The organism is Streptomyces sp. MUSC 14 (assembly GCF_001866675.1).
In the GTDB taxonomy this organism is placed as follows: domain Bacteria; phylum Actinomycetota; class Actinomycetes; order Streptomycetales; family Streptomycetaceae; genus Streptomyces.
The window spans coordinates 1-26860 of record NZ_MLYN01000006.1; the positions used below are offsets into that span (position 1 = coordinate 1).

Annotated in this window: 25 protein-coding genes and 9 pseudogenes; 18 read left to right on the plus strand and 16 right to left on the minus strand. The window is 69.8% G+C overall.

Annotated features, from left to right (window positions below; translation table 11 throughout):
- The 6 genes and pseudogenes from BIV25_RS54150 to BIV25_RS50185 form a co-directional block, all read left to right on the plus strand.
- Positions 1-82: pseudogene (locus tag BIV25_RS54150) on the plus strand (TetR family transcriptional regulator); the annotation flags it as partial.
- Positions 83-236: 154 nt separating this feature from the next.
- Positions 237-776: pseudogene (locus BIV25_RS49030) on the plus strand (transposase); the annotation flags it as partial.
- A gap of 612 nt (positions 777-1388) precedes the next feature.
- On the plus strand, positions 1389-3488 hold the full coding sequence (locus BIV25_RS00980; protein ID WP_071370147.1) for a YcaO-like family protein: 2100 nt from the start codon (positions 1389-1391) through the stop codon (positions 3486-3488).
- A gap of 60 nt (positions 3489-3548) precedes the next feature.
- Positions 3549-4319, plus strand: coding sequence for a class I SAM-dependent methyltransferase (locus BIV25_RS00985; protein ID WP_071370194.1), 771 nt, complete (start codon positions 3549-3551; stop codon positions 4317-4319).
- Between the two features lie 14 nt (positions 4320-4333).
- Positions 4334-4732, plus strand: a complete 399-nt coding sequence (locus tag BIV25_RS00990; RefSeq protein WP_143076560.1) for a hypothetical protein — start codon at positions 4334-4336, stop codon at positions 4730-4732.
- A complete protein-coding gene (locus BIV25_RS50185; RefSeq protein WP_071370149.1) occupies positions 4729-5574 on the plus strand; it encodes a hypothetical protein in 846 nt (281 codons plus the stop codon). Before BIV25_RS00990 ends, BIV25_RS50185 begins: the two co-directional genes overlap by 4 nt.
- Positions 5575-5765: 191 nt before the next feature.
- Here BIV25_RS50185 and BIV25_RS46195 read toward each other — a convergent pair whose 3' ends face one another.
- The 5 genes and pseudogenes from BIV25_RS46195 to BIV25_RS01015 all read right to left on the minus strand — a co-directional run bounded on the left by BIV25_RS46195 (position 5766) and on the right by BIV25_RS01015 (position 10036).
- Positions 5766-6365 carry a zinc-binding dehydrogenase gene (locus BIV25_RS46195; protein WP_218158435.1) on the minus strand — a complete coding sequence of 200 codons (600 nt, stop codon included), beginning with the start codon at positions 6363-6365 and terminating at the stop codon, positions 5766-5768.
- A 217-nt stretch (positions 6366-6582) separates the two neighbouring features.
- Positions 6583-6756, minus strand: a pseudogene (locus BIV25_RS54155) (transposase); the annotation flags it as partial.
- A gap of 531 nt (positions 6757-7287) precedes the next feature.
- Positions 7288-8913 carry a transglycosylase domain-containing protein gene (locus BIV25_RS01005; RefSeq protein WP_071370151.1) on the minus strand — a complete coding sequence of 542 codons (1626 nt, stop codon included), beginning with the start codon at positions 8911-8913 and terminating at the stop codon, positions 7288-7290.
- Complete coding sequence (locus BIV25_RS50190; protein ID WP_143076561.1) at positions 8910-9578, minus strand: hypothetical protein; 669 nt, start codon at positions 9576-9578, stop codon at positions 8910-8912. Before BIV25_RS50190 ends, BIV25_RS01005 begins: the two co-directional genes overlap by 4 nt.
- Positions 9575-10036 (minus strand): sigma factor-like helix-turn-helix DNA-binding protein, encoded by a 462-nt coding sequence (locus BIV25_RS01015; RefSeq protein WP_071370153.1) that lies wholly within the window; start codon positions 10034-10036, stop codon positions 9575-9577. The genes BIV25_RS50190 and BIV25_RS01015 overlap by 4 nt, the downstream gene beginning before the upstream one ends.
- A gap of 93 nt (positions 10037-10129) precedes the next feature.
- Between BIV25_RS01015 and BIV25_RS01020 the strand changes: the two genes are divergently transcribed.
- Both BIV25_RS01020 and BIV25_RS01025 read left to right on the plus strand, forming a co-directional pair.
- On the plus strand, positions 10130-10651 hold the full coding sequence (locus BIV25_RS01020) for a SigE family RNA polymerase sigma factor (RefSeq protein ID WP_071370154.1): 522 nt from the start codon (positions 10130-10132) through the stop codon (positions 10649-10651).
- Entirely contained in the window at positions 10641-11297 is a 657-nt protein-coding gene (locus BIV25_RS01025) for a L,D-transpeptidase (protein ID WP_071370155.1), read from the plus strand. The genes BIV25_RS01020 and BIV25_RS01025 overlap by 11 nt, the downstream gene beginning before the upstream one ends.
- 524 nt (positions 11298-11821) lie before the next feature.
- Here the strand turns inward: BIV25_RS01025 and BIV25_RS52285 are convergent.
- A pseudogene (locus BIV25_RS52285) lies at positions 11822-12109 on the minus strand (transposase); the annotation flags it as partial.
- 180 nt (positions 12110-12289) lie between these two features.
- Positions 12290-13762 carry an FAD-dependent monooxygenase gene (locus tag BIV25_RS01030; RefSeq protein ID WP_071370156.1) on the minus strand — a complete coding sequence of 491 codons (1473 nt, stop codon included), beginning with the start codon at positions 13760-13762 and terminating at the stop codon, positions 12290-12292.
- Between the two features lie 41 nt (positions 13763-13803).
- Between BIV25_RS01030 and BIV25_RS52290 the strand changes: the two genes are divergently transcribed.
- The gene (locus tag BIV25_RS52290; protein WP_256255504.1) at positions 13804-13968 is read left to right on the plus strand and encodes a TetR/AcrR family transcriptional regulator; all 165 of its coding nucleotides are present in this window, start codon (positions 13804-13806) and stop codon (positions 13966-13968) included.
- Between the two features lie 682 nt (positions 13969-14650).
- Here the strand turns inward: BIV25_RS52290 and BIV25_RS01035 are convergent.
- The gene (locus BIV25_RS01035) at positions 14651-15043 is read right to left on the minus strand and encodes a nuclear transport factor 2 family protein (protein WP_071370157.1); all 393 of its coding nucleotides are present in this window, start codon (positions 15041-15043) and stop codon (positions 14651-14653) included.
- 104 nt (positions 15044-15147) lie between these two features.
- Here BIV25_RS01035 and BIV25_RS01040 point away from each other — a divergent pair, with 104 nt between their 5' ends.
- The 4 genes and pseudogenes from BIV25_RS01040 to BIV25_RS54165 form a co-directional block, all read left to right on the plus strand.
- Positions 15148-15591, plus strand: a complete 444-nt coding sequence (locus BIV25_RS01040; protein ID WP_071370158.1) for a MarR family winged helix-turn-helix transcriptional regulator — start codon at positions 15148-15150, stop codon at positions 15589-15591.
- A 299-nt stretch (positions 15592-15890) separates the two neighbouring features.
- Complete coding sequence (locus BIV25_RS50705; RefSeq protein WP_071370159.1) at positions 15891-16136, plus strand: hypothetical protein; 246 nt, start codon at positions 15891-15893, stop codon at positions 16134-16136.
- Positions 16088-16207: pseudogene (locus BIV25_RS54160) on the plus strand (IS110 family transposase); the annotation flags it as partial. The gene BIV25_RS50705 and the pseudogene BIV25_RS54160, both read left to right, overlap by 49 nt.
- Positions 16208-16217: 10 nt before the next feature.
- Positions 16218-16820, plus strand: a pseudogene (locus BIV25_RS54165) (transposase); the annotation flags it as partial.
- A gap of 249 nt (positions 16821-17069) precedes the next feature.
- Here BIV25_RS54165 and BIV25_RS49040 read toward each other — a convergent pair.
- From BIV25_RS49040 to BIV25_RS01065, 3 genes are all read right to left on the minus strand, one after another.
- Positions 17070-17420: a transposase family protein gene (locus BIV25_RS49040; protein ID WP_071370160.1), complete on the minus strand. Its 351-nt coding sequence runs from the start codon at positions 17418-17420 to the stop codon at positions 17070-17072.
- Between the two features lie 120 nt (positions 17421-17540).
- Positions 17541-18473: an alpha/beta hydrolase gene (locus BIV25_RS01060; RefSeq protein WP_071370161.1), complete on the minus strand. Its 933-nt coding sequence runs from the start codon at positions 18471-18473 to the stop codon at positions 17541-17543.
- 59 nt (positions 18474-18532) lie between these two features.
- Positions 18533-19543, minus strand: coding sequence for a zinc-binding dehydrogenase (locus BIV25_RS01065; protein ID WP_071370162.1), 1011 nt, complete (start codon positions 19541-19543; stop codon positions 18533-18535).
- 114 nt (positions 19544-19657) lie between these two features.
- Here BIV25_RS01065 and BIV25_RS01070 point away from each other — a divergent pair, with 114 nt between their 5' ends.
- The gene (locus BIV25_RS01070) at positions 19658-20257 is read left to right on the plus strand and encodes a TetR-like C-terminal domain-containing protein (protein ID WP_107485845.1); all 600 of its coding nucleotides are present in this window, start codon (positions 19658-19660) and stop codon (positions 20255-20257) included.
- An 89-nt stretch (positions 20258-20346) separates the two neighbouring features.
- Here BIV25_RS01070 and BIV25_RS50195 read toward each other — a convergent pair.
- The 5 genes and pseudogenes from BIV25_RS50195 to BIV25_RS50720 all read right to left on the minus strand — a co-directional run.
- Positions 20347-20562, minus strand: a pseudogene (locus BIV25_RS50195) (transposase); the annotation flags it as partial.
- A gap of 83 nt (positions 20563-20645) precedes the next feature.
- Positions 20646-21512, minus strand: a pseudogene (locus tag BIV25_RS01075) (AMP-binding protein); the annotation flags it as partial.
- 6 nt (positions 21513-21518) lie between these two features.
- Complete coding sequence (locus BIV25_RS01080) at positions 21519-21722, minus strand: hypothetical protein (RefSeq protein ID WP_071370164.1); 204 nt, start codon at positions 21720-21722, stop codon at positions 21519-21521.
- A gap of 416 nt (positions 21723-22138) precedes the next feature.
- Positions 22139-22456: pseudogene (locus tag BIV25_RS51980) on the minus strand (transposase); the annotation flags it as partial.
- A 223-nt stretch (positions 22457-22679) separates the two neighbouring features.
- A complete protein-coding gene (locus BIV25_RS50720; protein WP_079176360.1) occupies positions 22680-22877 on the minus strand; it encodes a PLDc N-terminal domain-containing protein in 198 nt (65 codons plus the stop codon).
- Positions 22878-23300: 423 nt separating this feature from the next.
- On the opposite strand from BIV25_RS50720, the gene BIV25_RS01095 reads away from it, so the two are divergent.
- The 4 genes from BIV25_RS01095 to BIV25_RS01110 are packed head-to-tail and all read left to right on the plus strand — an operon-like array spanning position 23301 to position 26816.
- The gene (locus BIV25_RS01095) at positions 23301-24230 is read left to right on the plus strand and encodes an ATP-binding cassette domain-containing protein (protein ID WP_071370166.1); all 930 of its coding nucleotides are present in this window, start codon (positions 23301-23303) and stop codon (positions 24228-24230) included.
- Positions 24227-24958 carry an ABC transporter permease gene (locus tag BIV25_RS01100; protein ID WP_071370167.1) on the plus strand — a complete coding sequence of 244 codons (732 nt, stop codon included), beginning with the start codon at positions 24227-24229 and terminating at the stop codon, positions 24956-24958. The genes BIV25_RS01095 and BIV25_RS01100 overlap by 4 nt, the downstream gene beginning before the upstream one ends.
- A gap of 35 nt (positions 24959-24993) precedes the next feature.
- Positions 24994-26175: a sensor histidine kinase gene (locus BIV25_RS01105; protein WP_071370168.1), complete on the plus strand. Its 1182-nt coding sequence runs from the start codon at positions 24994-24996 to the stop codon at positions 26173-26175.
- The gene (locus BIV25_RS01110) at positions 26172-26816 is read left to right on the plus strand and encodes a response regulator transcription factor (RefSeq protein ID WP_071370169.1); all 645 of its coding nucleotides are present in this window, start codon (positions 26172-26174) and stop codon (positions 26814-26816) included. The genes BIV25_RS01105 and BIV25_RS01110 overlap by 4 nt, the downstream gene beginning before the upstream one ends.
- The last annotated feature ends 44 nt before the right edge of the window (positions 26817-26860 follow it).

Here is a 26860-nt window from a genome sequence, read left to right on the forward strand (position 1 = left end):
CCTGACCCGAGCCCAACGACTCCCCCCGGAGCACACCGAACAGAGAGTGGAACTCCTGGTCGACCGCCTCGCCATCCTCTGACACACCATCCCGGCGGGCAGGCGGGGCGGTCGTCAGTCGCACGTATCGGCCGGTGGGCACCGGCCTGCCATTTTCGGCAAGCGGTTCGCCCGCATGCGGAGAACCGGCCCCATAAGACCGTGTCCTACATGGTGAGGCGGTCGTTGGGCTGTGTATGGGGCGGGGTACGTGGAGTTGGATCGTTCCGGACGGGCTGTGGGAGATCGCGAAGCCGCTGATCCGTCCGTCGAGGGTTCGGCCGCAGGGTGGTGGGACGCAGGACACGCCTGGTGAGACCCTGTTCGCCGGGATCGTCTATGTATTGGTCAGCGGCTGCGCCTGGCAGGCGTTGCCGCCGTGCTTCGGCGTCTCGAAGCCGACCGCTCACCGCCGTCCGAGCTCCGTGGACCGGGGCAAGCCGGGTTCCACGATGCACGTCCTGTCGGACGCGAACGGACTGCCCCTGGTCGTCGGCGTCTCGGCAGGCAACACCCACGACAGCGAAGGTCTGAAGCCCATGGCGGCGGGTTACCAAACGAGACACGACCCGCACCGCGGCAGGTAGTTCAAACCCCTGCGCCTCCACGCGGACAATGCCTACGACTGCCAGGACCTGTGGAAATGGTTACGAGGCAAGCGCATTGGAGTCCGCATCGCCCGCGAAATCGCCCGCGAAGTCATCGAGTCCAGCGAACGGTTGGGCCGTCGCAGGTGGGGTCTGCGGCTGTTGGGGCGGACTGCGCGCGCTGGGCAGCGGCTCCCGGATTACGTTCAGTGGTGGTGTCAACGTGCAGGCGTGTTCTGGAAATGCATGGTCCAGCGCTCACCACGTTGTCCGATAGGCGCCGTTGTCTTACCTGCTCCGGGATGCCACCGTCGGTCCGTGCCTGTGCCGCGTCTGGTGAGGTGGCACTTCCGCTGGAGTGAGGAGGACACGATGGAAGAGACCCGTGAACTTGAGGTCGAGATCGTGGGTGAGGAAGAGCTTCCCGAGTTCGCCCTGATGATCGACATCCCTGACGAGGATTGACCGCCTTGCCGAAACTGTCGTTGGCCGGACCGTGCTTCGCCGGTTCGGCCACCGTTGAGAACGCTCCGCTGGGACGATGAGCGAGGAGTGTGTGTGCGGATCGAACCGGATGCCGGGCGCGCGGCGTGCGACGAGGGCCGCTTGAACGACCTGGTGGCCGGCTGTCTGGCAAAGGCGGGCTGCGGCGAGGGAACGTGGCAGCAAAACGATCTGCGTTACCCCGGGCTGCATGCCACAGCCCATCGTTTGCAGCGGTCAGGGCGGGAGCGAGCGTCGCCTGCGGACCCGGCTCGTGCCATGGAGCAGGTCCGCGCGGTGGTGCTTCGGGCCCGGCACAGTGCGGCCCGGGCCCGGTGCACGGCCGAGGGCACAGCGTGGGCCGTGGACCTGGCGCCTCCCGGGGAGGAGCATCTGGAGGAGAGCGTGCTGCGGGCGCTGCGCCAGACTCCCGTACCCGCCGGTGAGGTCGCTGCGCCTGGCGGGGCGCGCGAGGCTGACGACCGCCACGCCGCACGCACGGTGGGGCTGGTCGACTGGAGTGCCGAGCAGCTCGGGGTCTTCGAGGAGGCGTGCCAGGCGTTACGCGCGGCCTGGCCGCAGATGTACGCCGAATTGGCGGTGACGCTACGGCAGGTGGCTCTGCTCGGCGGCCGGAGCGTCGAGGGGTTCACCGACTTCACCGTGCACGGTGCTGTTTTCGTCAACAGCCGGCGGCTGACCGACAAGGCTGACGGGTTGGAGGGCCGGTTCCGGCTCGCGGAGGCACTGGTGCACGAGGGCACGCACAATCGATGCAATGCCGCCGCGGTCTCCGTTCCCTTTCTGGGGGCGACCGGCGCTGAGGAATTGCTGAGCACTCCGTTGCGCGCCGACCCGCGTCCGCTGGGCGGCCTGTTCCAGCAGGTCGTAGTACTGGCCCGGAGTGTGCTGCTGTACCAGCGGCTGCCGGACGGGGCGGCCGTACGCGCCCGCCATGCCCGCCTGCTGGACCAAGGCAGGAGGGGCACGGCCACCTTGCGCAGCCGGAGCACGGTATTGACTGATACTGGCCGGGAGCTGCTTGAGCAGGCCGAGGCGGTGTTTGCGGCGGGTGCCGTGGGCAGGGGCGCCAGCGTGGGCTCAGGGGGCAATCTGCCGCCTCTGACAGGCCGCACCGCCGCCGCGCGTGGCGAGCCGCAGTCTTCGACCACTCGCCGCACCCAGCCGGTCGGTCTCCCCGACTGGCCGGTCCAGGTACTCATCCCGTTCCCCGACGCGCCCTGGATCGTGCTCGGCAGGACCGCCGCGCGCAGCCGTGCGTTCAAGCAGAACGAAGCGGCCGCCGGACGTCCGGTGATCATCGGGTCGGCCCTCGGCACCGACCGCTCGGACGTCGTACAGCGGGCCCGGGGCGAGCTGTTGGAGAGGGTGCACAGTGTCCTCGCCGGGCACCGGGCGCAGGATGAGACGGTGATTACGTCGTACGCGTCGCTGCGGCGGCAGGGACGGCCCGCCTTGGATCCGTGGGCCTGGCCGGAGCTGCGGCGCGGCGCGGATGTGAGGGAGATGGCACTGCCCTGGGTGGCCGGTGAGTCGCTGACCCACGGTGGTCAGGTGCTCGTGCCGGCGTGTGCCGTCCATCTGGCGCACCGCCCGCCTCATGGCTGCCCGGCGCCGTTGCGCCCAGGTTCCACCGGGCTCGCGGCGCACCGCACCGCCGCGCAGGCGCGTGAGCACGCAGCGCTGGAGATTCTCGAACGCGATCTGTTCTGGCATGCCTGGTACAACGACGCTCCCCGTGTGGCGCCGCCCGGCCCGGCCCCGCTCGGCGAGGAGCTGCGACGGGCACTGGACGTGCTGGGGCTGCGGGAGCGCTGCCTGCTGCTGCCCGGCCCCGCGAGCACCATATGTGTGGTGGCGTGTCTGCACGCAGACGACGGCACACAGCAGAGCTTCGGCGCCCGTGCCGCCGCCGGGGATCCGGTGCCGGCCGTGGCGTCCGCCGTCCGCGAGGCGCTGATGGTCCGCTGGAGCATGGGCACCGCGAGCGCCGGTGCTGCGTGGGCCCGGATGCGGGAACACAGGCCGCGGCGGCAGCCGCGCGGCCCGCTGGAGCACGCCCTGCACACCTTCCACCGGCAGGACAGCCTCGCCCCTCTCCTGCACGGCTCCGCAGGTGAACCCTGGCCCGCACAGGCTCCGGCGGCGGGGACAGGGGCGGTGCCGCACCTGCTGGCCGAACGGACCGGCGAGGACGTCGTCGCGGTGGACACCTCCGCCCCTGGAGCGGGGTACGGCGAGCCGGTGGTGGTGCGTGTGGTGGCCCCCGGTGCCCGGCGCCTGCCCGTGACGGAACCGGCCCCGGCGGCACCGCCCGGCGGAGCCGCCCGGCGACACCTGCCGCACCCGCTCGGCTGACCGTGAACGGCCCGCTGTGCGCCCGTCCTGCCCCGATGTCCCCTGGAGAAGCCTGTGTCCGTGTCCTCTCAGGCCCCCGGCCCGGCGGAGTCCGCTGCGGGCTCCTCGTACACACAGCGGTTCGCCGACCGTTATGACGCCTGGTTCGGGAAAGAAAGACTGACCACTGACACCGTCGACTTCCTGGTCCGCCTCATCGGTTCCGGGGCCGCGCTGGAACTGGGCGTGGGCACTGGGCGGATAGCGTTGCCGCTGGCTCGGCGCGGCGTCCGGGTCGAAGGTGTCGATGCCTCGCCCGACATGGTGGCACGGCTGACAGCCAAGCCCGGGGGCGACGGAATCCCCGTGACCATCGGCGACTTCACCCGGCTGCCGGCAGACGGGCGTACCGTCGACGTGGTCTTCGTCGCGGGTGGGACGTTGTTCGAACTCCCCACTCAGGAAGACCAGCTGAGGTGCTTTCGCCATGCCGCACGGCTGATCGGCACCGACGGCGCGTTCGTCCTGGACGCGATTGTTCCCGAGGTCCTGGTCGACCCGAAGTGGTCGAAGGCGCGCGTGGTGCGCAACCGGAGCGAAGATCTGGTCGTGCTCCACCGCCTGTTTGACCGTGCTGCTCAGCGATACGACTCGCACTACGTGATCACACCAGCCGACGGGAGCGACGACGAGCACGTCCATGTCTCCTTCCGCTACGCGGGTGTCGGCGAGCTGGACCTGATGGCGCGGGCCGCCGGGCTGGAGCTGCGGGAGCGGTACGGGAACTGGGCCGGGTCGCCGTTTAGGGACGGTTGTCCCTATCACGTGTCGGTCTACCGGCCTGGCCGGTGAACGGGGGACCTGACATGCCTACGTGGGGCGCCACCGCGCTGACCGTTGCAGCAGTGCCGCTGCTGGTCGCGTTCGTCGTGTGGGGAGTGCACATCTCCCCGAACCGCCCGTTCTCCTGGGGTATGTACTCCGACTCGTCCAAGGGCTTTTTGTGGTCCGGGCCCAACAACCCCACCGTCCTGCCGGTACACCAGCTGCGGATCTCTCCCACGGGCCACTTTCTCACCGCCCCGGAATTGCGGAACCTCCTGGCCGACGGCGCCATCGACACGCCGCTGCGGGGCCTGATCATCGGCTCCGACGGCGGATGGCAGGTGCTCTACGACCCGGCCCGGCACCATCTGCGGCTGACCCGGCTGCCCGCCGGGCACGAGCTCCGCATCCTGGCCGACGCGCTGCGGACGGCACTGTGAACACCGCAGTGTGCGCCGCGGGCCTGCTGCTCGCAACGGCCGTGATGTGGCACGCCGGCATCGTCATGGCCGACGGCCGCACCGTCTCCCGGCACTATCCCGAAGGCCGGGTCTACCGCATGGGCCACGGCTGGACACCTTCCGCCGCATTCGCCGACTACTGCCGCCTCGCCCGCGTCATGCTCGCGGCGGGGGTGATCCTGGCGGTGACGTGCCTCGGCGCATGGCGCGCTCCTGGGCGCGGCACGGCAGCAGCCCTCGGCGCGTGTGCCGCCGTCGTCCTGAGGCTGATCTTCGCCAACCGGCGCCACGCCGGCGTCCGGTACGCCGGGGTGTGCCTGGCGCTGCTCGCGGGCTGCCTCATCGTGGCAGGCGCGGCCTGGGCGGCGGGCGGCCCGGCGTGGACGGCGGCGGCCGGGGCCATCGCCTCCTTCTTCGCCGCACAGCTGTACCTGGTCGCGGGCATCCGAAAACTGCGGTCGCGGCACTTCATGAACGGCGGTGTTCTCATCGACAACCTGGCCTACAACGCCGCCCAGGCCGCCGCAGGCAACCGTGACTTCCTCCCCTGGCCACGGCAGGCCGCACTGGGCGCACTTCTCATCCACCCCGCACTACGCGCCGTCTGCAAAGCCACCGCCATCGCCACAGCCGCCGGAGAACTCACCCTCGGACTCGCCACGCTCGGCCTGCTCCCCGCACCCGTCACCCTTGCCGTGGCTGTCCTGCTACACGCCGGCTTCCTACTGGTCAGCCCACTACGCATCGTGCCATTCGCAGCAGCCTCACTGGGCCTGCTCCTCCTCGCCAGCTCCCACCCACTGCTGTCGACACTTCTGTGAACTTCGTCTGGCAAAGGACTTTCTCGTAAACGTTCTACGGTGTGCTCAGAACCTTCTCCGGCGAAAAACTCCCGTCGGACCGGCTTTGCAGGTGAGTTTCGCGAGCGTCTGTTGCCCAGCGGCGCGAACGGCTCGTTCGGCTTTCGGGGTTGGCTGTGGGGTCCGCAGGGCTCGGTGTCGCCTGCTGTGGTTCAAGCTCTGGGCCCCTGTAGGTTCTGGCAGGACGTTGAGGGTTCTCCCATCGGCGCTTCGCCTGCTCGTGGCCGCGAGGCGCCGATGGGACGTCCTTCGTGCCGACATGCACGGTTACCTCGTGACGACGAGCTTGCCCGTGGTGTGCACGCGGATGAAGTCAGCGCTGCCTGCGGGCCGCGGTCGAGCCGGTACCGGTGTCCGATCGTGGCACGCAGTTCTCCACGCACGGCTGCGTCGCCGACTTCGCGCGTGCCGCCGAGGTCGCCGTCCATGTCGAGGACAAAGTGCATCCCGACATCGTCACGGCCGATCAGCTCCGGCGCCGGCACCGGACAGGTGATGGTGAGCAGGCGGCCGCGGGGACGCAGCGCCGCGGCCAGGCCGGTCAGGCGGTCGCCCGGCAGGGCCGCGTCGACTGCGACGTCGATGCCGGCGGGGTAGTCCGCCTGCTGATAGCCGATGATCTCGGCTGCGCCGAGCTCGCGCAGTACGTCGGTGTCGGCGTCGGTCGTTGTGGCGGTCACGTGGGCCTTCGCTGCGGCCGGCAGCGGAATCAAGGCGGTGCCGACGCCGCCGCTCGCCCCGACGACCAACACGTGCTCGCCCGGTTGCCCCAGACCAGCACGATCGGCGACTTGACCAGTTGGTGGACGCCGTCGATCAGACCGATGTAGTCGCGCTCAGACAGACTACGGCGTTCGCCCTTGCGTCCGGTATGGCGCCGCAACCGATGGCACAGCCGAGTGCACGAGCCCGGGCGCATCGCGAGCAGCCCGGCGACCGAGACCCTCCCCGAGCCTCGACCGCAGACCCTCACGACCGGGGTGATGCCGCGGCGTCCCCATGTGCGCCCCTTCGGCGGCCTGCGGGTGAACCCGGTTTCGTCCTCGAAGCAGATCCGTCCATCGCAGGCCGCCCTGATGCTTTTACCTCCGCCCGGGTCGCCTCCCTCCACGCGGCCACGGCCCGCTCGTGGCGTTCGGCGGCACGCCGCGCGGGGACCTGCGGGGCGAAGCCGAGCCGACGCGTGAGCCGGGGTGGCGCCCGAGACGCTGGAGGAGACGTGGAACTTCCTGCCGATCAGCATGGCCACCCGCACATCGGTCCACACCTGGTGCTCCTCCCAGCCATGGGCGGCCGGCCCCTGGTCGAGGCGCGCGGGCCAGCTTCTCCTGGCACCGCACGGACAGCTTGCAACGCGGCCCATTCGGCCCGCGCGAGCCCCAACGCCGCCACCCCGCCCTGCTTCCATGCGGGTGCCACTGGTAGGCCGACTTGCAGCTCACTCGCAGTTGCCGGGCGACCTCCGGAGGCTTGATCCCTTCGCCGAACAACGCGGCAGCCTCCAGACGCACGGCCTCACGGCGCTGACGTGCCCCCGCTGTAGCCCGCCCCCATCCGCATATCGCATGCCAGACGGACTACTGCGACAGATGACTGCCCGTCAGCGAAACGACAGATCCATCACCCCGAAGAGCTGAGGCCAGTGAGAGCCTGGCCACACGCCTCATCTTCCTCTCACCCGCCTGTCACCTTCTCCCGCACCCGCACCGCCACCCCGGCTGCGAACCCCTTTGCCGCCGTCGCGTCGGGCAGGTGGGCCGGAGTCGCCGCACTCTTGCCTTTCGCCGGGTGTTCCGCGAACAGGGCCACGGTGACGGAGAATCGGCGGTCCGACTCGGTGTGCCAGAGGGTGCGGGTGGCGGTGGCGCCGGACCCCGCGGTGCCGGTGTAGCTGGTCACGCCCGTGGAGGCCGGGTGGGCGGTGCCCAGGGGCAGGAGGTCGCGGGTCTCGGGGCGGGCCGCGTAGAGGGTGTGGCCGCCCCGGCTGATCTTCGCGACCGTGTACGGCTTCGCGTAGGTCCCCTGCGCCGACGCCGTCGCGTACGCCGAGGCCATCTGCAGCGGGGTCGGGGTCGGGGTCTTGACGAGGGAGGCGGCCGCGACCGCGCCGGGCTTGGTGGCCCGTAGCGGAGCGAGGGCGCTGCCCGCCTCCACCGCCCCGGCGACGGCGTCGTTGAAGGGCTGCCTGGCGTAGTCCGCGCCGCCGTAGAGGACGCGGATCGCGCCGTCGCCGGGGATCATCGCGACGACGGCCGTGTGCAGGCGTGTCCCCTTGGCGGGCGGCGGAGCCTGGCCCATCTGCTGCGCGATGTCGTCCTGCGTGTCGATGTCGAAAGTCGTGCGGACCGTGTACCCGCCGCGCGCCAACTGGTCGGTGCTGATACCCAGTCGGTCTGCCGCCTCGGCCGCCGCCGCGTCGATGAGGTACTGGCGCTGCCCGTCGGTGTCGCCCGGCGGATAGAAACGGAACGCCGGGAAGAGGGCCGACGCCCGCTCTTCGGCCGTGATCGTGCCCGCGCCGCGCATGCCGTCGAGGACCCACGCCCACCGCTTCTGCAGCGTCGCCGTCACCTTGGCGTCCGCGCCGACCCGTTCGTAGTACGACGGCAGGTTGATGATCGCCGCCAGAGCGGCGCCCTGGGAGAGGCTGAGGTCCTTCGCGCCGACGCCGAAGTAGTTGCGGGCAGCGGACTCGATGCCGGCTGCGCCCCGGCCGAAGTACACGGTGTTCAGGTACCCCTGGAGGATCGCGTCCTTGGAGCGGGTGCGGTCCAGCTTGAGGGCGATCAGCGCCTCGCGCGCCTTGCGGGACAGCGACTGCTGGGGGGTGAGCAGCGCGTTCTTCACGTACTGCTGCGTGATCGTCGAGCCGCCCTGCCGTTCCGCGCCGCTCAGCGTGGACCAGGCGGCCCGCAGGATCGCTGTCGGTGAGATGCCCGAGTCCGTGCGGAAGGAGCGGTTCTCCGCCGCGATCACCGCGTCCTGCACCTCGCGCGGCACCTTGGACAGGGGCACGTTCTGCCGGTCCACCGGGCCGCGTCGGCACAGGTACTGCCCGTTCGTGTCCAGGAACACCGTGCTCTGGATGACCGTCTCCGGGTGCGGGGCGGGGATGACCGTCAGCTGATACGCGACGACGGCAGCGGTGCACAGGGCCAGGAGGAAGACCAGTACGGCGATGAGTGCGCGGCGGATCCAGCGGGCGCGGCGGCGCCGGGCGCGGACGCGGAAAGGGATCCGGCGACGATGACGTACGGGCTTCTCGTCGCTCTGAACGGGTGCGTCCGTCGTGCTGCTCACCGGCCCACCCCGCCCTGTGTCACGACTGAGCCCCGTGCGTCGTGGATCGTCACACGCGCCTTCAGCAACTGTTCTTTGCCCTTGGGGAGTTCGCCCGTCGCGTACCACGCGCTCCAGCCGGGGCTGCCCGCGAGTGTCAGCAGCGTGCCGGAGGTCGTGCCGAACGGCGCGCGCAAGGTCACGCGGGCCGCGGGCGTCGGGCCCCGGTAGGTGCCGGTCATGAGATAACGGTTGCCCGTCCCCAGCACCGTCATGGTCACCGAGGCCTTGCCCCCGGCCCGTCCTGTGGGCGCCAGGACCAGCCCCGGCGCCGCCGACCAGTGTTCCCCGTCCTTGGCCAGCCACAACTCCACATTGGGCAAGGGCCGTACATGCTCGCCCGCCGCAACGACCCGTACGGTCGAAGCCGCACTGGTGGAGGGCGTCGGTGCTCCGGAGGCTGTCCTCCCGGTCACGCGCGGTACGACGACGCAGGCGATCGTCCCGAGCAGCACAACGAGTGTCGTCAGCCGCCGAACCCGCCGCCGCCTTCTCCACGCTCGTCCCTCGCACTCGATCTCCGCCAGCGGCACCGGCGGCGGCACCAGATCACGGACCTCCGCCGCGAACAACTCACTTAATTCGACGCGTCGCAGGTCGACTTGACGTATCTCGGCGCGGGTCATGGGCGTACCTCCCCGAGGGCCCGGGTGCTCAGGGCGACCAGCCCTCGCCGCGCGTACGACGTCACCGCGCCCTGCGAGCAGCCCAGCGTCTCGGCGATCTCCGACTCGGCGAGTCCGTCGCCGTGGCGCAGCACGAGCACGACTCGCTGTCGGACGGGCAGATCCGCCAACGTCTGTCCGAGCGCGGTGAGTCGGCGATGCCGTCGGGTCGAACGGTGGCGTTGGTGCAGCCGTACCAATGTCCGCCGCACATAGAAGTCGGCGTCGTCCCGCGGCACCCTCCGTCCGCGCGCGTACGTCTGCGCCAGTGCCGTCCTCGCCAGGCCGGCCGCCTCGTCCGCGTCGCCGGTGAGGAGGCGGGCGGTGCGCAGGAGGCGGGGCCAGGCTTCGGTGGCGTAGGCCGTGAAGTCCCCACGCGGAGAGGGAGTCTGGGTGAACGTGGCTCTGGTGCTGGTCATCGTGATCCCTCTGCGGTGTGTTTCGATGTGCGACGTACGGGACCTGTACGCACGGCAGGAACCACCGGGTTGCAAGGGGCGCCAGGAAAAATAATGACGGAGGATGAGTTCGACGCTTTCTACGCCGCCGCGTTCCCCCGGCTGACCGGCCAGCTCTACGCCTTCACCGGGGACCATGGGGAGGCGCAGGACGTCGTCCAGGAGGCGTTCGTACGGGCCTGGGACCGGCGGCGGGACTTCCTCGCCGACGGGGCGCCCGAGGCGTGGGTCAGGACCGTGGCGATGCGGCTGGCGGTGAGCCGGTGGCGGCGGGCGCGACGGTGGCTGGAACTGGTGCGCCGGACGCCGCCGCCCGAGAGTACTCCCGGCCCTGAGCCGCAGTACGCCCATCTCACCGATCTGGTCGCGGCGTTGCGGCGTCTGCCGGAGGCACAGCGGATGGCGTTGGTACTGCACCATCTGTGCGACCTGAGCATCGAGCAGGTAGCCTCCGAGACTGGTGCGCCCGTGGGGACGGTCAAGGCCCGGCTGTCTCGTGGCCGGGCCGCGCTGGCGCGGGAGCTGGGCAACGCATACGCGGAAATCGGGGAGAGGGAGGACGATCATGTCCGATGACCTCGCCACCGGCCTGCGTGAAATCGCCGAGTCCGCCGAGCAGGTGCCGCCGTTCTCCGGCGCCGACGTCCGCCACCTCGCCCAGCGGCGCAGGCGTCTGCGTCGTACGGTCGCGGCTCTCGGTGGGACGGCCGCGGTGGCGGCCGTTGCCCTGGCGCTGGTACTGAACCTTGGAGGGTCGGGTACCGGACGACAGGACGTGCCGGCCACGCGCCCGACGGGCACACTCACGCGGCAGCCGGCTCCCGCCGTCGAGGTGGATCTCTCGTCGCGGCTTCTCGCGGCCGGCGGCCGTAGCATGCCTCTCTCCTCCGGTTTCGTGCGCACCCCGACCCCGACCGGACGGATGACCGTGATCGCCAGGGTGCCTGTCACCGTGGTGTCCGGAGCGGTGGTCGGCAGGCCGGACGGCTTCCGGTACAAGGTGCCGTGGGTGATCCGGCTGCGCGCGAACGACGGAACGACGACGGCCGTCTTCGGCATGATCACCGACGGCAGGGCACCGGGTGTCTTCGACTTGACGTCTGGCTGGATCGGCCTGCGGACGGCCGACGCCAAGTGGCTGTACGACCGGTTGCCGACCGGGTCGGTGGTCGACATCGAGGGCCACGCACCGGTGGTCCCCTGGCCCACACCCTCCGCATGACGGAGGCCGGGGCCAGTCAAGTCCAGGAACACACCGGCACGGTCATTGAGGAGGAACGGCCGCTGCTGGACAAGCACCAATCCAGCCCCAAGGCTTTTGCCCAGCTCCGAGAAGTACGCAAACCGGGCCTGGCCGAGCGGGGGGACGCGGTGAGCGATGGCCCGCTGACGGTGCTGTGTGCCGGGCCGTCAATCCGTCCGTCCCAGCCAGCCTGGCCCCCATTCGGAACCGTAGAACCCGGCGCCCACCCGATTCGGCATTGAGGGCGGTCGCCTCCACTCCGAGCAACAATCCGAAACGGCTCGCCGGATGGACCAGCGAGCCGCCACGAAAGATCGAGGTCAGGGACGGCGATCGGACAGGATCGCCGTCCCGACGTCACCGCGGTGGTTCAGTGGATCCTGGTCTCGTCCATGCGGACCCCATCTTGGTTGTTCGGGAAGGCGTAGCCCGAGTTCTTCTCGATCGGTGTGGCAGACTGCCGCTTTCCGTCCCTGTGCCAGTGACGCGGTTGTTGCTGGTACCGCCCGTAACTCGGCGGGCAGCAAGTCGTGCAGCGCCTGCCATACCCCGGCCTCCTGCCAGTCCCGCAGCCTGCGCCAGCACGTGCTCCCCGAGCCGTACCCCGGCTCCTGCGGCAGGAGCTCCCAGGGGATCCCCGTGTACAGGACGAACCGGATCCCGTTGAGCACTTGTCGGTCATCCGGCCGCTTGCGCCCTGGATACCGGAAACGCCGCTCGACCACCGGCAACAGCGGAGCGATCCGCTCCCACAGCCCGTCCTTGACCTCCGCTGGCCTACGCTGCCTCACGGCGGCCTGCCATTCCAAGGCGTCAATCGCGAGTGCGTGCGCTCTGGCCTGTGGCCCCGCCTTGCGACGCACGCATGGATGTGAGTGCCCCGGCTGAGGCCGGAGTCGCGCGGTGATCCGGCCTGGTCCGCAAGAAAGGGGCTCCGAGCGGGCTCGGCGGGCGGGCTCACAGAGCGGCGTTCAGCGGCGCAGGGTGCGCAGGGCGGTGAGGCAGTCCGCGGCCCGCTGCTGCGGGTCGGTATCGGTGCTGGCCCAGGTGATCCGGGCGTCCGGCCGGATCAGGACGGCGGTGACGTCCCTCCAGATCGGGTGCGCCGCATCGGCGTTGATGGTGGCTGCGCGCTGTTCCAGATCACCCGCGGGGCACGGCGTCCGCGTCCCGCCGAGGTCCAGCAGCAGTGGTCGGCCGTGGTGCATCAAGGGGTGGGCGGTGGGTGCCTGCGCCGAGTCCAGGGCGAGGCCGGCCAGCCGGGTGCCGTTCAGCGGGTGCGCGCCGGGTTCGGTGTCGGCGGGGAGCGGGTCGTCGAATCCGGCGATCCGGCGGGCCCACTGGCGGTTGGTCCGCGGTTCGGTGAGTGCGGCGGACCAGACCTCGCGCAGCGCGATCTGTTCCGGGCTCGCGGCGGCGAACAGGGCGAGCTGCGCGCGTGTGTTGTCGATGACGGCGCGGGCGGCCGGCCGTCGCTCCGTGTCGTAGGTGTCGAGTAGTCCGTCGGGTGCCCGGCCCTGGAGGGTGGCGGCCAGCTTCCAGCCCAGATTGGTGGCGTCCTGGATGCCGAGGTTCATGCCCTGCCCACCGGCCGGGAAGAACATGTGGGCCGCGTCCCCGGCCAGCAGTACCCGTCCGGCCCGGTACCGCGCGGCCTGGCGGGTGGCGTTGCCGTAGCGCGAGAGCCATCGGGGGTTGCGGATGCCCAGGTCCCGTCCCAGTAGCGTGCGGGCCTGCTCGCGCACCTCCTTCAGGGTCAGCGGTTCGCCGGTGCCGTGGTGCATGGTGGCCGTGGAGAGGCCTGCGAGTCGGTGGACGCCGTCGCCGATCGGGGCGGCCAGGAACGAACCGGCCGGCCCGGTGGCGGCGAGCGGCGCGGTGGGCGGGTCGTCGAGTTCGACGTCGGCGAGCCACCCGGTCAGGGTGGTGTCCTGACCGGGGAAGTCGATGCCGGCCGCCTGGCGTACTGCGCTGCGGGTGCCGTCGCAGCCCACCAGCCAGCGGGCCTGCACGGTCCGATGGGTGCTGCCGGCCCGGATCACCGCCTCGACGGCGTCCGGCCCCTGGGTGAGCGAGACGATCTCCTCCCCGCGCAGCACTCGGGTGCCCACGGCGACGGCGTGCTCCTCCAGGAGCTGTTCGGTGACGGACTGGCCGAGCGCCAGCATGAAGGGGTGCACCGCCCCGACTGTGGAGAAGTCCAGCCGGGTGGTCGCCGCGCCGAAGTGGCCGGTGGGTACCGGGGTGCCGCGTTCGATGAACCGCTGCGCGAGGCCGCGGGTGGCGAAGGTGTCCAGCGTGCCGGCCTGCATGCCGACCGCGCGTGACCGTCCGTCCGGTGCCGCCCGGCGTTCCACGACGGTCACCCCCACCCCGTGCAGGCGTAACTCCGCGGCGAGCCAGAGCCCCACCGGGCCGGCCCCGGCGATGAGCACGTCGGGCATGACAACCACTTCCTCTCAGTCTTATCCGTTGGGCAAGTTGGATGGGTGCGACGCGGGGCGAGATCGTCGCCGCCACGCTGGCGGTCCTCGACGAACACGGGCTGGACGGGGTGACCATGCACGCCGTAGCGGCCCGGCTCGGTGTGCAGCACAACACTGTCTGCTGGCACGCCTCCAGGAAGTCGCCTGTTCGAACTGGCCTCTGACGAACTCCTCGCGCACTGTCTCGATGAGTTGCTGCTCAGCGCGTTCCCCGACAGGCTCAAGGAGCTGAGCTGCCTCTGCCGCGCGGCGCTGCTCTCTCACGCGACGCCGCCAGAAGGTTCGCGGGAGTGTTCGCCGCCGGGCGCCGCACGCTGCGCTACGCCGACACCGTGATCGATAGCCTGCTGGCGGTCGGCACTCGCGACGCACTGCCGTGTGGACCCACTGGTCGATCTTCTACCTGCCCCTGGGCCTCACCCAGGAACAGCAGGCCGCCCAGCAGACCGCACCGACCCTCGTTCTGGACCAGGTTCCGGCCGGCACCTAGCCGGCGCTGGCCGCGGTCCGGCCGTACGCCGGCCCCGACAGCTTCGACCAGCGCTTCGCATTCGCCCTCGACCTGGCGATCGTCGGCCCTCCCCGGGTCGAGGGGCTGGCCGGCTGGCCTGCGCGTCCTCATCGTGGTCCGAGCGGAAGAATCCCGAGCCATAGGTGCCGCAGCCCAGGTCGGGTGATTCACTGTCCGGATTGCATGATCAGGCAGTTACTGGTCGCGGTCGCGTAGGTTCGCCCGCTCGTGCCAGTGACCTGTTTTCGGCCGGCGCGGTGCGTCGACCGAGGCGGACGACCATGCGGAGCGCGCCCAGGCGCCCGGTGGTGGTTGAAGACGGACGCAGGAACTTACTAGCGGGCGCTGCCGATGTTGCGGTCGGCATCAGAGCCCTGCAACATCAACGTGGTCTCCTCTATGCGGCTGAACCGGCCGTCAGGGGCGAGGTCGGCGAAGACGTAGACCTCCGTGGTCACGGTCGAGCCGTCCTTCTTCGTGATGTACACGGTGTGCCTGTCGGCGTACTTGCTGCCCTCGTACAGCTCGTCGTGGACCTCCACGCGGCCCTCCCTGACGAGGCCGCGCACATGGGTGATGTGCTTGATGAACGCGGCGCGGTCGTCCCACTGCCCATCGGTGCGCTGCCGGTACTCGGAGGTGAAGTGCTGGTCGGCGGCCTCCTCCACGGTGAGGTCGCGGTTGAAGATCAAGTCGGTGAGGGCGGCCTTGATGCCGGTGCGGTTCATGGAACTTCCCTTCGAGGGCAAGAACTTTGAGAATGCGTGCGCCGCGCACGCTTCGAAATGACTGTAGCACTCAATGCGTGCGCGGCGCACGCTATTCTTCGGGTATGAGTAACGAGGTAGGACATGAGATCGCCGACGTGCTGGGCATACTGTTGCGCCGCACCACTCGCGCGCAGCTGCACAAGAAGCTGACCGAGGGCATGGGCGAGGCGGTGGACGAACTGACGTACCCCGTACTCAGCGCACTCGCCCGCACCGGACCCCGTAGCGCCGCCGAACTGGCCCCCGACGTCGGCCTCGACCGCTCCGGCGTCACCCGTCGGGGCTCCCGCCTGGAATCCGCCGGTCTCGTCCGCCGCCAACCGGACCCCTCCGACCGGCGCGCACACCTGCTGGTCCTCACCGAACAGGGTGAACGCGCGGTAGAAGAGCTGCGCACACGGCTGGCGGCCCACATCATGGCGAGCCTGGCTTCGTGGGCGCCCGGCGAGGCTGAGGCGTTCGCCCGAAACCTGCGCCGCTTCACGCTGGAGGGCCCGTTCACCTGACGGGTCGGAGGGCAGCCTCGGCAAACTTGCGTACGATCGACAGCCCCAGGCTGCTGCCGCCGGTCCGCCTGCTGCGTGACTGTCGGCAGGCCAGAACCTGTCGAGGAGGTACTGGAGATCGCCGGGTGGCCCAGGCTGCCTTGTCCAGGATCTGCCGGCTTGTGGTCCCGGGCGGTGACTGCTGTCATCGGACCGATGAGCCTGTCCCGACAAGGGCCTTGCCGCATAAGGCGCCGTCACAGTTCTGACAGGTCACCGATCCGGCGTCGGCCACAGCCCCGTGCCGATTGAGGAGCCGCGTGACCGATACCGGCATGACCCAGCCGACCCTGCCCGCGCTGTCTGAGGAACCGCGGGCGGAGGACGTGATCCTGGGCGTGGACACTCACAAGGATGTGCACGTCGCCGCGGTAGTCACCGCGCTCGGGGCGCTCCTGGCCCACCAGGAGTTCCCGGTTGCCGTCAACTGCTCTCCTGGGCACGCACTTTCGGTGTTCTGCGTCGAGCAGGAGTGGAATGCACAGGCTTCTACGGAGCGGCACTGACACGCTTCCCGAGCCAGGAGAGCATCCAGGTCGTCGAAGTCAATCAGCCTGACCGCGCTCTGCGCCGCAGGCGTGGCAAGACTGACGCCGTCGACGCGGAGGCCGCAGCCCGCGCGGTGCTGTCCGGACGCGCCGGTGATCACCGCGTGGAAGGACCGGCATCGCTTGGTCAGCGGTCATCAGGTCGCTTACGACATGCGGGAGACCGTGAACGCGATCCGCCACCAGGGTCGGATCGGCTGCCAGTAGGCCCACCTCCCACACGACCTGCTGCAGAAGAGTGCGACGTACTACTACTTCGCCGCCTGGCGGGACGACGGAACCGACCAGGTCATCCATGAGCTCATGCGCTGCCAGGTCCATGAACGCGCCCACCGATGAGAGGACCCGCCCCTGGTGGTCCTGGACACCCAGGGTGTCCACGTGGCCGTCGGGGTCCCCACCGCCACGACCGGCTACGATCCGGCCAAGCGGGTGCCGGGCCGCAAGCGCGGCGTGGCCGTGGACGTCCTCGGCCTGGTCGTCGCGGTCGTCGTCCTTGCCGCGAACGTCCACGACAACACCGCGGGCATCGTCCTGCTGGACCAGGTCGCCGAGCACACCGGTGACACCGTCCACAAAGCCCTGGTCGACCAGGGCTTCAAGAACCAGGTCATCGACGTCAAGGTCGTGCAGCGCGACCCCGGGTGCGGGTCTGTCCAATCAACGGCTGGTCTTGGTTGTTGACGGTCAGTGGCTGGTGGGGGTGAGGCGTCCTTCGAAGGCGATCTGGAAGGCGTACAGCGGGGCCTTCCAGTGCATCGTCCAGCGGCGCCGGCCCTTGCCGGTCGGGTCCAGGCTCATCAGCGCCCTCAAGCGAGTGATCTGCCGCCAGATCTTCAAGATCCTTGAGCACACCGACCCGAACCGGCTCGGCAACGTCGAAGAACTTGCTCAAGCGGCTTGACACGACATAGCAGCCTCGGGGGTGAAGCTCCGTGGCTCGATGACGTCGGCGAGGCTGCGCAGCGGGATGCTTGGCGCGATGGTGCAGCCGCGTTGCACGAGCAGCGGCCGGACTCCGCCCATGGCGCGGGTCGTGGTGGAGCGGTCCACCCCGAACCGGCAGGCCGGGACGTCATGAGTGGTGCCAGGGCGCAAATTCACGAGCATGGCAAGCAACCGGTCGACGAAGACGAACCCTGTGCTTGACGCCGGCTCCCACAGCTCGGCGCCGCGGTCGAGCCGCGAGGCGAGCCTGATGCCGCATGTGCCGCAACGGCCCCACTTCAGTGATGAGTTCACCGATCACGTCCGGCGACAGCAGTGACCAGGTACTCCGCGACAATCACGCGCCCCAGCCCTTACCGGGCACAGTTCCCGGCTACCTGTACGTCGAGCCATGGTCAACTGCCCGCGAGGTCGTCAGAGGCGCTGCTTGAGTTGGGTGTACAGCTCGGTGACTGCGGCGTCGGCCGCGTGCGAGACGGCGAAGAGGTTGAGGAAGCCATGGATCAGTCCGGGGTAGGTGCGGGCGAAGACGTCGACGCCGGCGTTGCTGAGTGCTTTGGCGTAGGCGTTGCCCTCGTCGCGTAGTGGGTCGTACTGGGCGGTGCCGATGACGGCGGGTGCGAGGCCGGTGAAGTTCTTGGCGCGCAGTGGCGAGACCTGGGAGGAGCCGCGAACGTCGGGGTCGTCGCCGGCGTAGAGGTGTTGCAGGTCGTGGACGTCCTGGGTGCTGAGGGAGTAACCGACCGCGTTCTCGGTGCGGGAGGGGTATTCGTCGATGAAGTCGGTGGCGGGGTAGAGGAGGAGCTGGGCGGCGAGTGGGCGGTGCTCGTCGCGGAAGGTGAGGGCGACGGTGGCGGCCAGGTTGCCTCCGGCGCTGTCGCCGGCCACGGCGAGGCGGTCGCGGTGGCCGCCGTAGTCGTCCATGTGGTCGGCGGTCCAGCGGGCCGCGGCGAGGCAGTCGTCGTGGGCGGCGGGGTAGGGGTGTTCGGGGGCCAGGCGGTAGTCGACGGCTACGACCACGGCGTTCGCGTCGCGGCACAACCGTCGGGTGACGTGGTCGTGGGTGTCGAGGTCGCCGGTGAGCCAGCCGCCGCCGTGGAAGAAGACGACGGTGGGGACGGGGCCGTCTGCTTCGGGGCGGTAGACACGCACGGGGATCGGCCCGGCGGGTCCGGGAACGATGCTGTTCTCCACTGTCCCGACCTGGATCGGCTCCGGCGGCGCGACGGTGGCGCACAACTGCCGGTTCGTCTCTCGCAGGGTCTGCGGTGGGGTGGCGGTGATCCGGGGAGCGGGGTGAGTGTTGACTTGGTCGAGCAGGGCTGCGATCGAGGGGTCCACGGGCATGGAGGCGACCTTTCGGCGTTGGGGTGCGCCCCAGGGACGCGGGGGAGATTCGGGGTGTGTCAGGGGCGCAGGATCAGCCGGATCGGGTCGCCTTCTTTGGTGTGCAGGCGTCGGACGGCCTGGGTGGCGTCAGTGAGTGGCAGTACGTCGGTGACGGAGCGTGAGAAGTCCAGTCGGCCGCCTTCGGCCAGGGCGATCAGCTGTGGAACGGCGTCCTGGGCGGAGCCGTAGTGGCCGAGGATCTGGTGTTGCAGATAGCTGAACCGGGTTCCGTCGGCGACGGTCAGCGGTTTGTCGGTCAGTCCGACCAGGACCAGGCGTCCCTTGGGCGCGAGGACGGTCAGGGCCTGCTCGCGGACGGCGGGGGCACCGGCGAAGTCGAAGGCGGCCTCCAAGGCCCGATGGCCGGTGGCGGCCAGGACCTGCCCGCGCAGCTGCGGGTCGTCGGGGTCCAGGGCCAGGTCCGCGCCGAAGTCCAGGGCGCGCCGGCGGGCGGCCGGGGAGGGGTCCATGGCGATGATCGGGTAGGCCCCGACGGCTCGCAGCAGCTGGACGGCATGGGCGCCGAGCCCGCCGATGCCCCACACGCCCACGGCCTGCGCAGGCCGGATCCGGGCGGTGGTGGTGATGGCGCCCCAGGGGGTGGAGACCGCGTCCGGGATGATCGCCGCCTGTTCGAACGGTATCGAGTCGGGCAGTTCGCACAGGGTGTCCACGCTGGCGAGGGCGTACTCGGCCCAGCCGCCGTCGTAGTCGACTCCGCGGGTCAGGACCAGGCCGTCGCGGGTTTCGCCGGCCTGCAGTACGACCCGCTGCCCGGTCGTCCAGCCGGTCACGTCCGGTCCGAGCTCGGTGATGGTACCCGCGACCTCGTGTCCGAGGGTGACGGCCTCCTCCCGCAGGTGGGCAGGGGTGAGGGTGCCGTCGATGAGGTGGACGTCGGACAGGCAGACGCCTGCGGCCCCGACTTCGACCAGCACCTGTCCGGGGCCGGGGACGGGCCTGGGCACGTCTTCGATCGTCAGGGTGCGTGAGGGGATGTGCAGCCGCGCGGCGCGCATGAGCTCCATGTCGGGGTCCTTCCGTTCCGGTCAGCGACCGACAGATATTGCAAGTCGACTTGCTTTGGAAGGTACGCCTCGCGCCGCCGTATCGCAAGGAGGCTTGCGATATGCTGACGTGTCATGACGGGTGAGAAGGAGGCGCAGCCGCTCAGGCGCCGGGGTGAACGCATGCGGCAAGCGGTGCTGGCCGCCACCGTCGACCTGCTCACATCCGAGGGCCTGACCGCGACCACGGTGGCCGCCGTGGCGCGCGCGGCCGGGGTCCACGAGACCTCCGTCTACCGGCGCTGGAAGACCCGCGAGAACCTCATCTTCGACGCGCTGGCCACCCACTCCGATCACGCCCTGCCGACACCCGACACAGGCCGTGTGTCCACAGACCTGACCGCACTGTTCACAGCGCTGGCGCGATACCTCGCGACACCCGCGGGTACCGCGCTGCTGCACCTCGGCACGGTGCGCGGCGAGGACGACCTCGAAGAGGGACGGCGCTCCTATTGGAGCGTCCGTCTCGAACGCGCGGAAGTCCTGGTCCGGCGAGGCATCGACCGAGGAGAACTGGCGGCCGACACCGATCCACACCTGCTGGTGGAAGCCATCGCGGGCCCCCTGCTGGCACGGGTCCTGCTCACCGCCGAGCCGCTGGAGGAGACCATGGTTCCGCGTCTGGTCGACTTGGTCCTGGACGGCGCACGGGCTCGCGATCAAAGCCAGCACTAGCTACTTGCCCCTGAAAAAGTGTTTTGCCTGGTGACCGGGCCGGCGCTGCAGGATGGTGCTGTGCAGCGGGCCGGTCGGTGGCATGTCCCTCACGGGCTGAGGACGGTCATCCGCTGGAGGTTGTGGGCGAAGATCCCCAGTCCGGCCCAGGTCTGGGCGCCGGCCAGGCGGCGCAGGCGTGCGCGACGGAAGCCGAAGCTGTGCTTGAGGTGACTGATACGGGCCTCGACACCGACTCTCCCGTTGCGCATGCGCCGGAATGGGCGACTCTGCTCGTACTCACGCCGTGCCTTTCCAGGTTTTCCAGTAGGTCTTCGAGCTCGGCCCGGGTGCGTCCGGCGATCGGCGAACCGACCGCCACGTCGTCCTGTCCGCTCCATACCGGGAGCGGCCGCAGCCCGTCATCCAACACGAACACCCGTGTGTTGGAAATGGGCCCGCCGATATTCACGCCCTCGCCAGGGATCAGGGGATCTGACAGGGTCGCACACACGGTTGTCTCGGTCGGCCCGTAGCCGTTGATCAGGCATCGACCCGTGGCCCAGTGGGCCGCCAGGTCACTGGCGAGCGCCTCACCCGCGGAGACGAGGGTCGAGACCGTGCCGAGATCCTCGGGTGCCATCAGAGAGAGCACCGCCGGCGGGAGGTTCGCATGCGTGATCCCGTGGCGTGCTGTCAGCCGCGGCAGCTGCGCGCCGAGCAGGTTTTCGGCTGGGGCCAGGACCAGGCACGCACCCGCGCATAAAGCCATCAGCAACTCCCAGACCGCCGCATCGAAGCCTGCCGAGGCGAATTGCAGCACGCGGCTGGAGGTGTCCACCGCGAAGTGCTCGTGAACAGCAACCAGGTTCACCGCACCGCCATGCGAGACCACCACGCCCTTGGGCCGGCCCGTCGAACCAGAGGTGTAGATCACGTAGGCCGTGTTCGCCGGTGCTAGTGCCCGCCGGCGGCCCGGCCCGGCCCGGCCACCGGTTCGCTCGGGGACACGGCCAGGTGCGGCATCGATGAGCGTGACCGCAGCGCCTCCCGGTACCAGTCCCACCGTGTGCGAGGCGGCCAGCACCATCACGGGTTCGGCGTCATCGAGCACGTAGGCGATCCGCTCGGCGGGAATGACCGGGTCGATTGGCAGATAGGCCGCACCGGCCTTCCACACAGCCAACAGGGCGAGCACGAGGTCGATGCCGCGTTCCATCATCACCGCGACCAGGGCCTCCGGACCGACACCCTGGGCAGTCAGGTGGCGGGCGATCTGATCTCAGCGCGCATCAAGCTGCTCGTAGGTCAGCTTCGTCTCTCCGTACACCAGGGCAGCCGCCTCGGGGGTGCGGGCTGCCTGGGCGGTGAACAATTCCGGCAAGGTAGCCGAGGATAGAGGGCGGGTGGTGTCGTTCCAGGCGTATACGGGATCGGCTGCGGGATCGCTCGACGGAACGTCGGTGCCGAGATGGGTGTCAGACATGACAGCTGGAACCCTTCAGTAATCACATGAGGCGGAAGCGTGGAAGCAACCGCACTGTCTCTGTCTCCGCGTTGCAACATTGTTGTCAGCATTGATCACCCTAACCTCGATCTTTCGCGAGGGTCCGCCGACGAAGTCGGTGCGCCCTCTCGCATTCCCGAGTTGATGATGGGCAGGCCGGCGGTCCGGCAGTCGCGTCTGGTGGGCGCCGGGTTCCACTGCCCGGGGCAGGTGATGTTGTCGTCGGGACGGTGGAAGGTTGCTGGTCAGCCTGGGTTGGGCAGGAGCGCGAGCCTCCCGAGGGCGGCGGTGATCTCGCCGGTCAAGGGCCCGTTCTGGGCGAGGCGGAGAATCCTGCGTCGGCCGGTATCGACGAGTTGCGCCACCGCAGAGAGCGGGCGGATTCACAGGCGGCGGGGCTTACGGCCCTCCTTCACGCGACCTAAAACGGTCAGTTCGTAGTTGAGCTGAGCGAGGTTTCCCTCGTCGCGCCAGGCGGCGTAGTAGGCGAAGACGGTGCCGTGGTTCGGGAAGTCGAGCGGGAGGTATTTCCGGGGGATTCCGGTGCGGTTGACGTAGAGAATCGTGTTGAACACGTCGCGGAGGTCGACCTTGGCCGGCTGGCCGGCGGGCCTGCGGTCGAGCCGTGCTTTTCTCCAGGCCGTCAACGCCGGCTCGATCAGGGCCCATCGGGCGTCGGACAGGCCGCTTGGGTAGGGATTGCCCTGGCTCACGGCACGTCGTGATCACGCACGCGCGGAATGATCTACTTCCTCGCGGGTCCGGCGTTTCTGTAATGTACCCAAATCAGACGGACTCCGAGCGATAGAAGCGAGCCAAACGGGCGCACAGGCCGACCTCGGAGGAGGCGCAGACAATCACCTACGGCATGTAGCTGTGCAAAAGGGGTGGGTGGCATAAGCGAGTTACCAACACGCAGCATGCCTGAACGCCCACTCAGACCAGTGCGGACTTCTTGCCCACTAGGTGCCAGAGCAGGCTGCCCGCAAACGGCAATGCGAAGATCACTACAACCCACACTGCTTTGGCGAGCAACTGCAGCCTCGAAGTCACTGCGCCCCGCAGCGCACTGACGATGAAGATGCAATAGGCGACGAACAGCACAATCATTACGAGCGTGGCGATGGAGTGCATGCCGACAGCGTGTCCTTCTCTGTGGAGTGTCTCGCTATGTATGTGTGACTGCCGCGGCATGCGGTTGCGCTCTGACACCTTATGTCGTCGCGTTGACGATGCCGTGGCACGGCCGGACTCCCGGTAACGAGCGGGCTGCCGACTCGGCTCTTGCTCACGGTTGCCGCCGACGCCCGCCCGGGGCGGCAAGGAGAAACCGATTGCGCCGAGGCGCTGGGTGGATCCGGTTGCTTCCATGCTGTGCGATCAGCCCCGGCGGGACGTCACCTTTTCCGCTGCTCCCAGTTGGACGAAAGTCGTAGGCGGGCTGACCGATCGCGTGACGCGGCGGCCCGCGGGGCCGGCGGAGGCTTGCGGGGTTCGTCGGGGTGGGCGTACTGACAATCCGCCCGCCGCGTCCGCTGCTTTCTGGTGAGGAGAGCGATGATCACTGTTCAGGGACTCGGCAAGCGCTACGGGGAGACGGTCGCCGTCGACGGCCTCTCCTTCACCGCGCGGCCCGGTGCCGTCACCGGGTTCCTCGGCCCCAACGGCGCTGGTAAGTCCACCACCATGAGGCTGATGCTCGGCCTGGAGCACGGCGCGGGCCGGACCACCTTCGGCGGCCGTACCTATCGTGAACTGGCCGACCCGGTGGGCACGGTGGGAGTGCTACTCGATCCCGGGTCGGTGCATCCGGCCCGCAGCGCGTATCACCATCTGCGGATGGTGGCGTCCGGGGCGGGAATCGGCGAGCGGCGGGTGCGGGAGGTGCTGTCGCTGGTGGGCCTGGACGGCGTCCGCCGCCGCCGGGCCGGCGGCTTCAGCCTCGGCATGCGCCAGCGGCTGGGGCTGGCCACCGCCCTGCTCGGCGACCCCGAGTACCTCGTTCTGGACGAACCGGTGAACGGCCTCGACCCGGAGGGGGTGCACTGGACCCGGGCCCTGCTGCGCGACCTGGCCGAGGAGGGCCGTACCGTCTTCGCCTCCTCTCATCTGCTGTCCGAAATGGCCCTGACCGCCGACGACTTGGTGGTGATCGGTCGGGGCGGGCTGATCGCGGCCCGGCCGGTACGGGAGTTCATCGCCGCGTACACCCGCTCGGAGGTGGTCGTGCGCACATCAGACGCGGAAGCCCTGCAGGCGGGACTGGGCGCGGAGGGCGCGACCGCGCGCCGGGAGGGACCGGACACGGTCGTCGTCGACGGCCTGGACGCCGACCGGGTGGCGGAGGTCGCGGCCCGTGCCGGAGTACGGGTGCGTGAGCTGCACACGCGCGAGAGCAGTCTGGAAGAGGCATTCCTTGCCGCCACCGCCGAGGCCGGCCAGTACAGCGCCAGGCGGCGCGAGCTTGAGAGGAAGGCGGCGGCATGAGCGTCGGCGTGTCCAACTCCCCGGGCCCCGTCCTCCCGGCCCTCCGCTACACCTGGGCGGGATTGCGCACCCTGCGGTCGACCTGGGTGCTGAGCGGCCTTGTGGTCCTGCTCCAGCTCTGTTTCGCCCTGGCCGACAGCCGGGTCGGCTCCACCGGCACCGAGCAGTTCATCAAGGGTCTGTCCCTGATGCCCCCGCTCACCGCGGTGCTGATCGCGGCCCTCGGGGTGAACACCTTCGGTATGGAATACCGCCACCGGACGATCGCCACAACGGTGCTCACCCTCCGCTCACCGGCCCGGATCGTGGCCGCGAAGGCCTTGGTGGTGGCCGCCGTGGGCACGGGGACCGCCGGGGTCGCCGCCGCAGTGGACTACCTGGGCGTGCTGACCATCGGCCAGACCTCGCCCGACTCGGGTCGGGCGTTGGCAGCGGCGGGCGCTACCGTCCTGTATGTCACGCTGACCGGGCTGGTGGGCCTGGCGGTCGCCGGGCTGACCAGAAGCGCCGTTGCCGCGCTGTGCATCGCCGTGCTGTGGCCGGCGGTGCTGGAGCCGCTGCTGGTGGCCGCCCTCCGCCTCGATCCACGGGTGGTACCGTTCACCGCGGCCAAGCGGCTGGCCGAAGCGGGGGCAGGCGAGCACGGCTACGAGGCCCTGCCGCTGGTGGCACTGACGGCCCTGCTGCTGGCCGGAAGCGCCTTGGCCCTTTCCCGGCGGGACGTTTGATCGGAGAGGAAAGCCGGGCCGGAAGGGACGAGCACATGGAGAGTCCGGGAGCGTCGCCGGGCCCTGCCCCGACCCGGCGCCGCAGGTGGCTGGGCTGGTGGGGCGGCCGGTTCCGGTCGCTCTGCTTCGACGTGCTGGTCACCGTCATGGTCCTGGAAGGCGTATCCGTACACCATGCGGCGTCTGCGCTGCTCGCCATGTGTGCCCTCGTTGTCTGTGCTCCGGCGCTGCTGCTGCGCAGGCGGTTCCCGTGGCTGGCGGTCGCCGCGACGGTGACGGTGGCCTTTACCGGTGCGGTGAGCTGGATGGCCTGCGTCGCCGGGTACACGGCGGCCCGGCGCTGGGGGCCGGGCCGGCGGCTCTGGATCGCGAGCGGACTTCTCAGCCTCGCGATGATCCCCGGCTACTACCGGGCGCTTGCCGGAAGCTCGGACCGGCTCGCGTACGTCGTGGTCGTACCGCTGCTCGCCGTGGCAGCCTCGGTGCTGCTGGGACTGTGGGTGTTCCAGCGGGATGCACTGCTGGCCAGTCTGCAGGACCGGGCCGAGCAGGCGGAACGCGAGCGGGATCTGCTCGCCGAACGCGCGGTCGAGGCGGAACGGCGTCGTATCGCAAGGGAGATGCACGATGTGGTCGCGCACCGGGTCAGCGTGATCTCCCTGCAGGCCGGCGGCCTGTCGGTGAGCGCTCCGGACGATCGGACGGCACAGATTGCCGAGGTGATCCGCCGTACCAGCGCCAGCGCTCTGTCCGAACTCCGTGAGGTGCTCAAGGTGCTGAGGGTCCACCAGCCGATGGACTCCGGTTCAGGGTCGCCCTCCCTGGACGGCATCGCCACGCTGGTGGACGACGCCGCCGCGGGAGGTGCGAACCTCCGGGCAGACCTCCCCGATCCGCTCCCGGAGGTCTCCGGAGCCGTGGGCCGGGCCGCCTACCGCGTGGTCCAGGAGGCCCTGACCAATGCCACCAAGCACGCCCCGCACGCGGCGATACGCGTCACGCTCGACGTGGCGGAGGACCGACTCGAGGTCACCGTCACCAACCGGCGCGGGGCCGGCAGCCACACCTTCGCCGTCCCGGGATCCGGTTACGGGCTGATCGGTATGCGGGAGCGCGTCACTTTGGCCGGGGGAACACTGCGCACGGGCCGGACAGACGACGGCGGGTACCGTGTCCGGGCGGTATTCCCCCTGGGTACGGATGAGGTTGCGGCGTGAGCGTCAAGGTGGTTCTGCTGGATGACGAGGAGCTGGTGCGCGAAGGCATCCGGCTCATCCTGGACGCGGATCCGGAGATCGAGGTCGTCGCCGAGAGCGGCGATGGATCGGCCGTCACGGACCTCGTCGCCTGCCACCGCCCGGATGTGGTGCTCACCGACATCCAGATGCCGCGCGTCGACGGACTGGAGGTGACCCGGCGTATCACCGCGCTGCCCGAAGCCCCGGCCGTGGCCGTCCTCACCACCTTCGACCTCGACGAGTACGTCTACACCGCCCTGCAGAACGGCGCGGCGGGTTTTCTACTCAAGGACACCCCACCCCGCGAACTCGCCCGCGCAGTCCACGTCCTGGCGCAGGGCGAGGCAATGCTCTCGCCGAAGATCACCACCAAGCTGCTCACCGAGTTCTCCTCCCGCGCCCCCGCCCAGGCGGCGAGGTCCCGGCTGGAGGCCCTCACCCCACGTGAACGCGAGGTCGCAGTGGCGGTCGCCCAGGGCATGAGCAACGCGGAGATCGCGCGCCACCTCTATATGAGCCAGTCCACGGTGAAAGTCCACATCGGCCGCATCATGACCAAACTCGACGCCGCCAACCGCACCCAGGTGGCGATCCTCACCCACAACGCCAACCTGGCCTGACACAACGCCAGGTCTGCCCGCACTGCTGCGGACGTTCGGCTCCG

Excerpts from the sequence above, each read along its gene's own strand:
- BIV25_RS01030 (WP_071370156.1), bottom strand. The coding sequence starts at position 13,762 with ATGCCCGACGTGCTCATCGCCGGGGCCGGCCCGGTGGGGCTCTGGCTC.
- BIV25_RS01070 (WP_107485845.1), top strand. The coding sequence starts at position 19,658 with ATGACGGGTGAGAAGGAGGCGCAGCCGCTCAGGCGCCGGGGTGAACGC.
- BIV25_RS50190 (WP_143076561.1), bottom strand. The coding sequence starts at position 9,578 with ATGACCCGCGCCGAGATACGTCAAGTCGACCTGCGACGCGTCGAATTA.
- BIV25_RS01020 (WP_071370154.1), top strand. The coding sequence starts at position 10,130 with ATGACGGAGGATGAGTTCGACGCTTTCTACGCCGCCGCGTTCCCCCGG.
- BIV25_RS50720 (WP_079176360.1), bottom strand. The coding sequence starts at position 22,877 with ATGCACTCCATCGCCACGCTCGTAATGATTGTGCTGTTCGTCGCCTAT.
- BIV25_RS01040 (WP_071370158.1), top strand. The coding sequence starts at position 15,148 with ATGAGTAACGAGGTAGGACATGAGATCGCCGACGTGCTGGGCATACTG.
- BIV25_RS01065 (WP_071370162.1), bottom strand. The coding sequence starts at position 19,543 with ATGGAGCTCATGCGCGCCGCGCGGCTGCACATCCCCTCACGCACCCTG.
- BIV25_RS01025 (WP_071370155.1), top strand. The coding sequence starts at position 10,641 with ATGTCCGATGACCTCGCCACCGGCCTGCGTGAAATCGCCGAGTCCGCC.
- BIV25_RS01060 (WP_071370161.1), bottom strand. The coding sequence starts at position 18,473 with ATGCCCGTGGACCCCTCGATCGCAGCCCTGCTCGACCAAGTCAACACT.
- BIV25_RS01035 (WP_071370157.1), bottom strand. The coding sequence starts at position 15,043 with ATGAACCGCACCGGCATCAAGGCCGCCCTCACCGACTTGATCTTCAAC.
- BIV25_RS01095 (WP_071370166.1), top strand. The coding sequence starts at position 23,301 with ATGATCACTGTTCAGGGACTCGGCAAGCGCTACGGGGAGACGGTCGCC.
- BIV25_RS00990 (WP_143076560.1), top strand. The coding sequence starts at position 4,334 with ATGCCTACGTGGGGCGCCACCGCGCTGACCGTTGCAGCAGTGCCGCTG.
- BIV25_RS01080 (WP_071370164.1), bottom strand. The coding sequence starts at position 21,722 with ATGTCTGACACCCATCTCGGCACCGACGTTCCGTCGAGCGATCCCGCA.
- BIV25_RS01105 (WP_071370168.1), top strand. The coding sequence starts at position 24,994 with ATGGAGAGTCCGGGAGCGTCGCCGGGCCCTGCCCCGACCCGGCGCCGC.
- BIV25_RS52290 (WP_256255504.1), top strand. The coding sequence starts at position 13,804 with ATGGGTGCGACGCGGGGCGAGATCGTCGCCGCCACGCTGGCGGTCCTC.
- BIV25_RS01100 (WP_071370167.1), top strand. The coding sequence starts at position 24,227 with ATGAGCGTCGGCGTGTCCAACTCCCCGGGCCCCGTCCTCCCGGCCCTC.
- BIV25_RS01015 (WP_071370153.1), bottom strand. The coding sequence starts at position 10,036 with ATGACCAGCACCAGAGCCACGTTCACCCAGACTCCCTCTCCGCGTGGG.
- BIV25_RS00980 (WP_071370147.1), top strand. The coding sequence starts at position 1,389 with ATGGAGCAGGTCCGCGCGGTGGTGCTTCGGGCCCGGCACAGTGCGGCC.